The 11134-nt window shown below is 43.0% G+C and carries 9 protein-coding genes; 6 read left to right on the top strand and 3 right to left on the bottom strand.

Going from position 1 to position 11134, the window contains the following annotated elements; genetic code table 11:
* Nucleotides 1-257 precede the first annotated feature (257 nt).
* The 5 genes from GCHA_RS06590 (at nt 258) to GCHA_RS06565 (ending at nt 4540) form a co-directional block, all read left to right on the top strand.
* Complete coding sequence (locus GCHA_RS06590; protein WP_007986386.1) at nt 258-1067, top strand: ferredoxin--NADP reductase; 810 nt, start codon at nt 258-260, stop codon at nt 1065-1067.
* A 632-nt stretch (nt 1068-1699) separates the two neighbouring features.
* Nucleotides 1700-2086 carry a VOC family protein gene (locus GCHA_RS06580; RefSeq protein ID WP_007986384.1) on the top strand — a complete coding sequence of 129 codons (387 nt, stop codon included), beginning with the start codon at nt 1700-1702 and terminating at the stop codon, nt 2084-2086.
* A 292-nt stretch (nt 2087-2378) separates the two neighbouring features.
* On the top strand, nt 2379-3122 hold the full coding sequence (locus GCHA_RS06575) for a hypothetical protein (RefSeq protein ID WP_007986382.1): 744 nt from the start codon (nt 2379-2381) through the stop codon (nt 3120-3122).
* A 92-nt stretch (nt 3123-3214) separates the two neighbouring features.
* Nucleotides 3215-3679 carry a GNAT family N-acetyltransferase gene (locus GCHA_RS06570; RefSeq protein ID WP_007986380.1) on the top strand — a complete coding sequence of 155 codons (465 nt, stop codon included), beginning with the start codon at nt 3215-3217 and terminating at the stop codon, nt 3677-3679.
* 177 nt (nt 3680-3856) lie between these two features.
* Complete coding sequence (locus GCHA_RS06565) at nt 3857-4540, top strand: hypothetical protein (RefSeq protein ID WP_039992181.1); 684 nt, start codon at nt 3857-3859, stop codon at nt 4538-4540.
* Nucleotides 4541-4730: 190 nt separating this feature from the next.
* Here GCHA_RS06565 and GCHA_RS06560 read toward each other — a convergent pair whose 3' ends face one another.
* The 3 genes from GCHA_RS06560 to GCHA_RS06550 all read right to left on the bottom strand — a co-directional run bounded on the left by GCHA_RS06560 (nt 4731) and on the right by GCHA_RS06550 (nt 9356).
* A complete protein-coding gene (locus GCHA_RS06560; RefSeq protein ID WP_007986376.1) occupies nt 4731-5258 on the bottom strand; it encodes an ester cyclase in 528 nt (175 codons plus the stop codon).
* A gap of 170 nt (nt 5259-5428) precedes the next feature.
* Nucleotides 5429-7837 carry a TonB-dependent receptor gene (locus GCHA_RS06555; RefSeq protein WP_007986375.1) on the bottom strand — a complete coding sequence of 803 codons (2409 nt, stop codon included), beginning with the start codon at nt 7835-7837 and terminating at the stop codon, nt 5429-5431.
* Between the two features lie 520 nt (nt 7838-8357).
* The gene (locus tag GCHA_RS06550) at nt 8358-9356 is read right to left on the bottom strand and encodes an ester cyclase (RefSeq protein ID WP_007986373.1); all 999 of its coding nucleotides are present in this window, start codon (nt 9354-9356) and stop codon (nt 8358-8360) included.
* A gap of 132 nt (nt 9357-9488) precedes the next feature.
* Here GCHA_RS06550 and GCHA_RS06545 point away from each other — a divergent pair, with 132 nt between their 5' ends.
* Nucleotides 9489-11102, top strand: coding sequence for a sodium:solute symporter family protein (locus tag GCHA_RS06545; protein ID WP_007986371.1), 1614 nt, complete (start codon nt 9489-9491; stop codon nt 11100-11102).
* Nucleotides 11103-11134: the final 32 nt, after the last annotated feature.

The following is an 11134-nucleotide window of genomic DNA, read 5'->3' as shown; positions in this document are numbered from 1 at the left end:
TGTTTACTTAACAACAGTCTATTGTTTTAAGGATGTAACATAGCGCATATAACGCCTAACTTAAACGTTTAAGTTTTTACGGTGTTTTTTATTTCTCTTTTACTGTTGTTCGAGAGTGAACGCTCGATAATGGTGCAAAGCAGTGCTTGAAAATGGCAAGATTTACATTTGTCGTTACAATTAGATGCAAATAAGAATTATTACTATTATGGTATTTGTGAGATACTAAGTTTCGAAACTTGGAGGAACTTAACGAAATGCGTAATGTGATTAAAGAGTGCGTGACCTTCGTTCACCACTGGAATGAAACACTGTTTAGTTTTAAAACGACTCGACAAAAATCTTTTACCTTCGAAAGCGGTCAATTCGTGATGATTGGCCTTGAGCTTGCCGGTAAACCGCTGATGCGTGCATACAGTATCGCCAGCGCCAACTACGCCGATGAACTTGAGTTTTTCAGCATCAAAGTACCCGATGGTGCGCTTACGTCGCAGTTACAAAAAATTCAGGCGGGTGATGAAGTTATGCTCACTACTCGCGCAACCGGTACCTTGGTACCTGGTTACTTACAGCCCGGTAAAAACCTGTATTTATTGAGCACAGGTACGGGCTTAGCGCCGTTTATGAGCATTATTCAAGACCCCAATATTTATGAGCAATACGACAAGATCATACTGGTTCACGGAGTGCGCTGGGCGTCAGAACTGGCTTATCAACAAGAGATTGAAGTGTCATTGCCGAACAATCCGTTCTTTGGCGATCTTGTGCAAGACAAACTACTGTATTACCCAACTGTGACTAGAGAGCCTTACCAGTACAACAGTCTAAAGACAGACGATGGTTTGTGCACCCATGAAGGACGCATCACAGATTTACTGTTGTCGAATAAACTCACAAACGATTTGAATTTAGCAGATATCGACCCAGAAAATGACCGATTCATGCTTTGTGGTAATGACGCGATGTTAAAAGATCTGGCTGGAATATTAGATGCCAAAGGCTTTATGAAAGCCAACTCACGCTCACAAGGGCATTATGTTATCGAACAGGCATTTATCGAAAAATAACGCCATGGCTCTTTGGCAATAGCAGAGCGGTCTAATGAGCGCGATGATAATAAGGTGGTGAGCACTAGGCTCGCCGCACTGCTAATATCAATGTTAACTACAGGCTCTTTACTGCCAGTTTACTGTCTTACATTTCCTTTCTTTTTCTGTCCTGCTAACGCTTTTATTTATGAAGCTACTTTTGTCCATCAAGCAAGTTAACGCACTCGTCCACAAACGCTAACGTATGCTCCCTGCTTTGGCTGTTACTCACTATGACTGAACCTTTAGTTTTATTTATGGGCGAATGGCGTATTTCGTTCTTATATTGAAGGGTTTTGCCTTAGTTGTTATTTACTTTGCCTATATATATTCTCAATACCCAATTAAAAACCCCTTAAATTTAGTTCCGTCAAAATACATGGCAGACGAGGGTTTTAGCATTAGGGAAAATGCTTTTGGGGAGGTGCTATTCTCTTATCAGAAGCTATAGCTATCATGGGCAAGTTGGGTATCAAATTGTACTTCTCAGAGTATGGTGAATAAAGTAAACATAACTAAAGACTGTACTGAAAAGCGTCTCGCTTAGTTTCAGTCATTAGAGCGCGTATTTTCCAGTGAAATAAAACGTTAGACTTCTAGGAGAGATAAAGGTGATTTCACATCTGACGCTAGGGACCAATAACCTGCAAAAAGCTCAACAATTCTTCGAAATAATATTGAAACCCTTGGGGGCAAAACCGGTCGCCAAGACAAGTGAAGTTGTTTTCTTTGCCTTTTCGAATTCGGATACAAAGCTCGCTATAACAAAGCCATTTGACGGAGACTTAGCGACTGCAGGTAATGGCACTATGCTAGCGTTAAAGGCGTCTAGCCAAAACATTGTAAAAAGCGTGTACAAACTGGCAATTGACTTAAAAGCAGAATCCGAAGGCGAACCGGGCCCAAGAAACAACGGAGCCTATTTTGCTGCATATTTTCGTGATTTAGATGGCAATAAAATTGCGGTATTTCATCGAAGTGACGACGCAAATACCTAATACCAATCCACATTAATAAGTGCCCCCTCAGAATGCGTCCAGCGGTTTTTGATTAAGGCGTCGCTATGAAGTAATGGTTGTTCCCTTTCGAATAGTGAGAACGCAGAGCAAAAGCTGCTGGGGCATTCCTTTCAGGCGAGTTTTAAAAGGGCTTACACTGCTTTGCATGACTTCGAAAGAGAACAACTATTCATTCAGTCATGCGCCTTGTTTAAGCCCTTTTAAACTCTCGCTGAGTGATCACTTATTAAAGTGGAATGGTATAACAAACGCATACTAGGTTAAAGATACCATGGCGTGCTGCGAGTATCTTGCCATTGTATTTCAGCTCGCTATGAAGGCGTCATGCTTTAAATACCTGTGCCGTTTAACACTGAAACATAAGAAGGTTATCGTGAAAATACTATTAACATCGCTTTCATTGGGGGCTGCTCTAACATTAGGGGCGGCTGATGCCAACGCCGCTGAAGTAATCGCTATAGAGCAAACTGACCAGGCGCCATTATTCGACGGTCGTTGTGGCAACGAGGAGTGGAAACTAGCAACCAAGATTGAACTTCCAGCGCAAGTAGCCGTTTATCTCATGCACGATAGAAATTCCCTATTTGTTTGCGCCAAAGGCAAAGCAGAAGACTATACGGTCATCGATCTCTATATCGAAGACGCCCAAACGGGGCATTTTCACAACCTTCATGCATCAGCTCAGTTAGGGCAGCGATTGCGCACAGACAAAGAGTGGAGTGAAACCAAATTCTGGGAACTGGAAGACTGGAGCGGATTCTGGGTGCCTTATGCAGGTAATGAAGAAACCGAAGAGGGAGTCCGAACTAAGTTTCTAGAGGGATCACATCGGGAAATTCAGGTTTTGCGCAAGAAATTCCTAGGTAACAGCTGGAAAATGATGATTGAGGTCAGCGGCGTTCATCACGAAGGACAGTATGGCGCCCAATTCATTTACCCTGACAATGCAGTTGATATCGATGAGTCGACCTGGGGGACATTTTCATTTTCGAATTCTAAATCCGTTAGAGACTGAACCTCAAGCCATACAATTTACTTCAGGCGGATGGATGCTACTCAGTCACCGCTCATTTCAACCGATATACCTAAAAAGGACAGCAGGTTAATATGCAAATCTGGAAAGCGAATAATAACCATATCGAAGAAGCATCAAAAATTTTTGACCTTTATCGTCAGTTTTATGGGCAAGAATCTGATATTGATGCTGCATCTGATTTCCTGTCTGAACGCTTTTTAAAGAACGACTCTGAGTTCTTCATAGCAGTTGATTCAGACGGTTTAGCTTTAGGCTTCATTCAGCTATACCCCTCATTCTCATCTGTCGCCATGAAAACAATGTGGTACTTAAATGACTTGTTCGTGTTACCCAACGCGCGAGGGAAGGGGATAGCGAGTGGCCTACTAAAACATGTAGAAGATTTCGCCAGAAACAACGCTAGCTTTTCGCTTAAGCTAGCGACGGCTGTTAATAATGAGGCAGCGAAAGCACTATACGAAAAAAATGGCTATTATAAAGTGACTGCATTTGACCATTATGTACTTCGAACAGACACGGTGACACAATCAAATTGAGCGGTTCAAGGCCTCGTTAAGCCACTAATGCGAGGCTAGCGCAAACTAACGACTGTCTATTACTGCACGGCATTGTCACACATTTACACGCGGGTTCAGTCGTATCGCTGCTATTGATGTCAATTTGTTATTGCTTTTGTTTGCTGCTTTAGCGGTCATTCCATGAAGGGGTTAAAAATGAAAAAAGTAGATTATGCTTCTGGGCTTTGCGCCTTATTTTTAGCACTGATTTATATCGCTGCATTTTTATATTTTGGCGCTTTTTGGGCCTATCCGCACTCTGCTGAGGTATCTGAACAGCTTGAGTATCTTTCGCGTAATCACCTTTCAATAAGCATTGTTTACTTTTCAATCTATATCTTATTTGGTGTTGTATTGTCGGTCTTGGTTTTAGGGCTTTCAGAGAAACACGCCACACTCAGAACACTTTATCTAAGTAAGCTCGCTACTTTATTTGGCGCGTTATGGGTCGGCCTTGTTATCGCGAGCGGCATGATATTTATTATAGGCTTGGGCTCGGTTGTTGAGCTGGCAGCTATAAATAGTGAACGCGCATCAGAGGTTTGGTATATCGTATCCTTGCTTACAGAAAGCTTAGGAGGCGGCAATGAATTAGTGGGTGGTGTGTGGGTGCTATTAATCAGTCTATGTAACTTGTTTAGCAACATATTTTCTAGATGGCACAATTACCTTGGTCTATTCGTTGGTGTTGCTGGTATAGCAACTGTCTATCCAGCTGGCATTTTCACTGAGATTTTTGGTGTTTCGCAAATAGTTTGGTTTATTTGGTTAGGTTTAAGTTTCATTGGGCACGCGAACGTGAACACGAACGCTAACACGCAAAATCAGGCGGTCACCTAAACGGGCGGCTGTTTATCCCTTGGCAAAATCTACTAAAGAGCAGACGTTATTGGAAAGTTGAAATGTACAGCTGTGTAGAGCAAATAACGGTGTGGCTGTGCATCACCATGAGCATGATAAGAGTCCACCCGCTAAAAGTATTGGTCCTTAGCGGGTTTACGACTTTAGCGGGTATCGCTACGTACACGTTTTATTCGCCGTTTTGCACCGGCATTCTCCCAGAGTCACGATTTTCCCAACCATGGCCATTAAATGGGTCAACACCTAGCTGCTGCATAATATAAGGAAAATCAACGTTTACCCAGTTATCTACAATTTTACCGTCTACCACTTTCCAAAAATCCATGTAGCGGATCTCGACCCGCTTTCCTGTCGGCTCAATGCCCATGAATGTGCCAGAATGCACGGCTTCTTGGCGGCCAAATGCAGCACACCATTCTCCTTGGGTAACACGGGCTTCATCAATACATACTTTGTCAGAAAATGCGGCTTGAAAAGGGCGCTGCCAATTGTCTTGGAACTCTTTCAAACCTTGCTTAAATCCACATCCGGCGTTACCCATCCAGCGAAAATTTTCACTGAAAAAGCGGCCCATGTTGTCAATATCATGGTCGTTTAACCCATCCACCATTGAATCAATGGTATCTATGGTGTCTTGCGTTTTTGATAAGTCGTTGTCTTTTGTAAGAATGCCTTGTTCTGGACGAGAACCTTTCATTTCATATCTCCCGAAAAGTGATAAGTGTATTAAGTCGTCAACCTAGCTCGAATACCGCTACAGCGGTGTGTTGAGCAAGGAGTTAAATGTAGGTATGCACCTAATAAAACTGGGTAAATCACTCACGCGATTACCCAGTTTTAAAAGTTAAGTAAGCGCAGCGCGCTTAATTATTCAAATTTGTATTGTAAGCTAACACCGTATGTACGCGGGTTATTCCAGTTTGCTTGAATAGAATTGATTGGCAAACTATTCAGAACCTGCGATTGAACTACCGCACGCGTTAACACTTCTTCATCAGTTAAATTGTTGGCAAAGAAATCGATGTTTAGGTTTTCGTTTACTTCCCACGAGACGCGGGCCGTCACCATGGCGTGAGCATCAACCTTAGTTTCTGGGATGTTAATGTCGAAAGCGTAATGGTCATCAACAAAGTTTACATGTAGGTAAGGCGTAACATAGCCACCATTTGACAATGCATATTCATAACGTGCGCTCAAACCAAGGGTATAGTCAGGCGACATGGCAGGGGAGTAACCTGCAAAGCTAAACTGACTATTCGGGTCATTGATATCTTGACGACCATCAATATTTCCCAAGCCCAATAATGGTTGAAGCTGTGAATTGCCTACCGCGAAATCATCGGCAAACTCGGCGTCAAGTAACGATAGCGTGGCATTAAGAGTAAGCTCGCTAAGCGGGCGCCACTCTAAATCAGCTTCTAGGCCATAGGTGTCAACCTGTCCACCGTTTTCATAATACTCAAACGTTGTACTTACCCCTGTCGCTACACACTGACCAACCGTTAGGTCAGAAGTCGTGTCGTTACAAGACACTGCAAAAAGCTGTGCTTTTACATCATCATATTGGTTAGCAAATGCCGACACGTTAAAGCGCACTGTGTTGTCAAACAAAAAGCTCTTTAAACCGACTTCATAAGAGATAACTTCTTCGTTGTCATACAAGGCGTTAGCTCCGCGATTGACTACGCGTGCGTCGTTCGCTCCACCTGTGCGATAACCAGTGGCTGCGCTGGCGTAAACCATCACGTCTTTTGCAACATCAAGCTCGTAAGCTAATTTCCACAATACTGCAGAATCGTCCCAATCCGGAATTGAATCGCCAGTAAAGGTTTTTTCGTCTTCATTGTAACGAAGCCCAACTAACAGGCGGTTGCTATCGTTAATTTGATAACGCGCTTGACCAAATATGGCTATCGAATCTACTTCATGTGGATCGTGGTTCGGGTTGCCCCACGATGGAACCGTAATTGAATCAGGTTCACCATTGCCGGTTGTGTCTTCAGGCCACAACCATTCCCAATCCGCTTCTTGAGAGAACAAATACACGCCAGCTATCCATGAAAAGGGGCTCTCACTTTCAACTGATGACAACTGTAGCTCAGTAGAGAAGGCTTTTTGGTCATCTTGACGGCCAAAGCCACCCACAAAATCAACACCGCCGTCGCTGTAATCGTTGTCGTAAAACTGCTCGCCTGATAATTCAGAATAGTTGGTGGTCCACTTAGCGTTGACCCATTCCAGCGCCCAATCAAGGGTCAGGGTTGCCGACCATGCTTCTTGATTATCAAAAGACACGGCGTTTCTATAAACATCGTAAGGACCCTCATCATCACGCTCGGCATTAGCAGGCTGATAAATATGCCCAGGTGTTACCGTGGCATTCGGGTTATAAATACCCGAGCCTGGCTCGGTTTCAGATATTTGGTAGCCGGCTGTTTGTTGGTAGCCCCAAATTGCTTCTGAGTTAGCATCTTTTTTGCTGTAATCAACCCGCAATAGGGCAGTAAAGTCTTCTGAGAATTCGTATTTTGTGGTGTTGCGTAAGTAGAATTGATTCTTCTCACGTAAATCATCCGACGAGCCTGGAAGAAAATGGTTTTCAATCATGCCGTCGTGTCGGTCATGGCTCATTACAAAACGCGTCGCCGCTTTATCACCAAGCGGCAAGTTTAATATGGCTTCATAAGCTGAACGGTCATAGCTACCGTGAGTCAGTTTAGCTGAGCCGCTTGTATAGCCAAGTTCTGGCTGCTTTGATATCACGTTAATACTGCCCGCGAATGTATTTCTTCCGTATAAGGTCCCTTGTGGCCCGCGCAATACTTCTATACGTTCAACATCAACATACGCTCCCAATCCACCGGTTGTGGTTGGCACGTAAATACCATCTTGAAAAATACCCACGACTTGTTCTGCAATACCGGTTCCTGCTACACCAACCTCATTGGTACGTGCACCGCGCATAGCGGGGCGAACTTCACCGCCGGAACTACCGATTCTTAATCCAGGGACGACATTTTCAAGACCATTTATACTTTCAATGCCATTGCGCAGTATGTCATCTGCACTTAACGCACTTACAGAAGATGAAACTTCCTGCAAATCCTGAGACTGCCTGTTAGCTGTTACTTCAATGCGCTCAACACCCGTTGAAATTGCTTCGTTGTCAGAGGTTTCTTGCTGAGCGTTTGTACAAAAACTAACACCAATTAGAAGTGCACTTTGTATGGCACGGGAGAGGTATGTTGTATGGTACGTTTGTTGATCTCGTTTCATCGTGATAGTTCCCGGAGTTGTAAAACCTTATTTGAAGTAACAGTGAATACACTGCGCTTTTCAAACCATATATAACGCTAATTAACACTAGGCCACATCGGTTTGTTTAATTCTTGTGCTATAAACATACAACTCAAATAACTTCGAAGTCAATAAAAAATGTTCAAGACTTGTTAATTCATAACTTTTAAGTTTTTGTTAATAACCATGAAGCATTCATAACTAATTGTTATGTATGAATTATTAATTGATTTTGAGTGGTAAATAAACTGATGTAATGATCGATTCCGAAGTATAATAACGTGACTTAAAGTCATTGTGACTGGTCTTATCAGAGCGAGTGTTTGCGTATTTTATACCGTGTGCTGAGAGGCAGGGAGAGAGTTAATTAAGCAGATGTAGGGCAATATTTTTGCTTAAAGCCAGCCCGTTACAGAGGTCTTCTATGCTGGGCTGACGGTAACTGAATAAGACTACTTTTATAGGTAGTCTGATACTTTTTATGGGGGTAAACGTGAGACTAGCTGTAAGTAGTCGTGCGCGTTAAAATATCTAAACCTTGCTGTTTTAGCCAGTAAGGTACATCCATTAGCACCCAGTTTTCCAATAGCTTATCGCCTTTGCGATAGTACACATCAACTACTCGCATATCAGCTCGGATCCCCGAAGCTGGCATACCAAAAAGGCCTCCGCTGGCCGTGTTTGATAAGTTCGGCCATCCAAAGAAACACGCGAAATTACCTTCACTAAAACGCGCCACATGACCATTAAAAACCTTATCTTTCAGCCCCTTACGAAATGGAAACATGTGTTGCTGCTGATAACGTTCGATAGTATAGGTAGCACCTATACCCGCTGGTCCGTACCACACCATGTCTTCGCTCCAGCACTTAGCTAATAGCTCAGGAGGGCAATTGTCGTTGCCGGATTTATTCAGTGAATCGAGATCTTTCACCATCTCTTCGACGAGCTCTATAGTCTTTTTAGACTCAGCAGGATCTTGGTCTTCAAATAGCAATCCATTGTGGTCACATGGGCCTGGGTAAACAAAACTATGACCAGTCTCAACTGGTAAAGGTTGAAGCCCAACCTGCTGCATTAACGCGATTAAATCGAAGAAAATAGCGTGACTTATTATCTTATTGTTTTCGACTTCGAAAAACTCAGCATAGCGCAAGAATGTTAGTTTCCCTGTGCTTCTTATATTAAGAAACGGGGCGTCAAACAGACCAGCAAAGTGGCCCATAGACATTACCCATTTACCGTTACCGACTCCGTTTTCACCTGCCATAAAAATGTCTTCACGGCGCTTCATACGTGTAAAGCTCTGCTTTAAAGGAACCCACAATTCTTGTACTAATTGTGCTGGCGTTGTGCAGCTATCAAACGGATACCAAGCATAAACTTTAGCATTATCAGTAATATAAGACTCAATCACTTCTTTTACATCACTGGCCTGACTTTCGTCAAAGGCTGCTTGGTAGGACCTAACAATGGCTTTTTCGCTACTAAAATTCATGTCTCGCACCTTGTTTGTTTAAGAATTTGTAAATTTCGACTGAAATAATTAATGACTTCGAAGTCATTATGTATTAGGTTGAGTATTATTGTAAATAGAAAGCGCGCTTATTAAACAGACAGAGTAAAGAATATGACTGACAATTTTGGCGTTTTAAACTGGTCTATCCTAGGTGGATACATCATTGCAAACCTTCTACTAGGTTTGATCATAGGTAAAAATATAAAAAATTCCGACGATTTTTATCTCGGCCAGAAACAAACCCCGTGGTGGGCGATAGGTATTTCGGTTATCGCCACATACGTTAGTGCCATGACTTTTCTGGGGGCACCTGCATGGGCCTATTCAGAAGGTCTGTCAGTGGTCGCGTTGCACCTAAATTATCCGCTGGTCATTATGGCGGTCATTATCTTTTTCTTTCCTTTCTTTTATAACGCAGGCGTGGCGTCAATCTACGACTATCAAGAGCGAAGATTCGGAAAACGGGCCCGAGCCATGGTGTCGAGTATTTTCATACTAAGCCAAATTATGAGCTCAGCGGCCATTCTCTATGCCACGTCTCTTGTATTGTCTTTTATAACCGGTGTGCCCGTTATGTGGTCTATTGTCATGGTAACTGCAATCGCACTTATCTATACCATGATGGGGGGGATTACCGCGGTCATTTGGACGGATGTTATTCAGTCGGTCATCTTATTTGTGGGGGCTGGTATTATCATGTACGCCCTTTTGCAAAGCGGTGATACTACGCTTTCTTCATCAATGAGTGAGCTTAAATCGCAGGGCAAGCTTAACCCGCTTAATTGGGACTTTGACTTTACCGAAGAGACCACGGTCTGGAGCGGTATTATTGCCATGTCGCTCTATCACATCACCGTTTATGGTACTAACCAAATGATGGTGCAGCGTACATTGGCAGCGAAGAACATCGGTGATGCGAAAAAGTCTTACTTGCTCATGGGTTTCTGTGCGTTCTTTATTTACTTCTTTTTTATTGTGCTTGGTGTGTTGTTTTACGACTTTTATCAAGGCAAAGAGTTTGAGAACAGCAATACCATCATTCTACAATTTGCTGCTGACTACGGTTTACCCGGGCTTATGGGGGTTATTGCCGCCGCAGTAATGGCTGCATCTATGTCGAGCTTAGACTCGTCGTTTAATTCCTTATCTACTGTGGCCACAATCGATTTTTACAGAAAGTACTTTAAAAAAGATGCCTCTGAAGCTCACTACCTTAAAGCTTCACGTTTCTTCACTCTATTATTCGCTGTACTTATCATCTTTCCGGCCATTGGTTACCACCTGTACAGTGAAGGGTCAATTTTAGAGATTCTTTCTAAAGTCGGATCGTATTTTGTTGGTGCGCAAATGGGGATGTTCTTTTTGGGCTTTTTCTCGAAGCAAACCACTGAGAACGGACTCATTGTCGGCACGATAAGCGGTTTTATCGTAGTGACATTAGTCGCGCTAAACACTGATATTGCATGGCCTTGGTACTGCATCATAGGTGCAAGCGCCAACATTGTGGTGTCTATCGTTGCCAGCCGTCTGATTGATGGCGTTCAACATGACTACAACGCCTATACCATTAAAGGGCAGCAAGCATATTTTGCGCGCGAAGGGCTTAACGAGAAAGAGCAGGGATGGTATCGCGTACCGGGTCGTATCGATCCTATCAACTACATATTGTTTGGGTTCTTCATACTCACAATTGTGTTCTTATTTTCAATTCAATTTATGTTTTAAAAAGCCAAACTCAGCGCTTTTGAGGAAGATTC

The sequence above is a fragment of the Paraglaciecola chathamensis S18K6 genome, from assembly GCA_000314955.1.
Classification (GTDB): domain Bacteria; phylum Pseudomonadota; class Gammaproteobacteria; order Enterobacterales; family Alteromonadaceae; genus Paraglaciecola; species Paraglaciecola chathamensis.
The sequence above is the reverse complement of the archived record's forward strand: the minus strand, read 5'-3'. Positions and strand labels throughout refer to the sequence as shown.

Excerpts from the sequence above, each read along its gene's own strand:
- GCHA_RS06590 (WP_007986386.1), top strand. The coding sequence starts at position 258 with ATGCGTAATGTGATTAAAGAGTGCGTGACCTTCGTTCACCACTGGAAT.
- GCHA_RS06575 (WP_007986382.1), top strand. The coding sequence starts at position 2,379 with ATGGCGTGCTGCGAGTATCTTGCCATTGTATTTCAGCTCGCTATGAAG.
- GCHA_RS06570 (WP_007986380.1), top strand. The coding sequence starts at position 3,215 with ATGCAAATCTGGAAAGCGAATAATAACCATATCGAAGAAGCATCAAAA.
- GCHA_RS06565 (WP_039992181.1), top strand. The coding sequence starts at position 3,857 with ATGAAAAAAGTAGATTATGCTTCTGGGCTTTGCGCCTTATTTTTAGCA.
- GCHA_RS06560 (WP_007986376.1), bottom strand. The coding sequence starts at position 5,258 with ATGAAAGGTTCTCGTCCAGAACAAGGCATTCTTACAAAAGACAACGAC.
- GCHA_RS06555 (WP_007986375.1), bottom strand. The coding sequence starts at position 7,837 with ATGAAACGAGATCAACAAACGTACCATACAACATACCTCTCCCGTGCC.
- GCHA_RS06550 (WP_007986373.1), bottom strand. The coding sequence starts at position 9,356 with ATGAATTTTAGTAGCGAAAAAGCCATTGTTAGGTCCTACCAAGCAGCC.
- GCHA_RS06545 (WP_007986371.1), top strand. The coding sequence starts at position 9,489 with ATGACTGACAATTTTGGCGTTTTAAACTGGTCTATCCTAGGTGGATAC.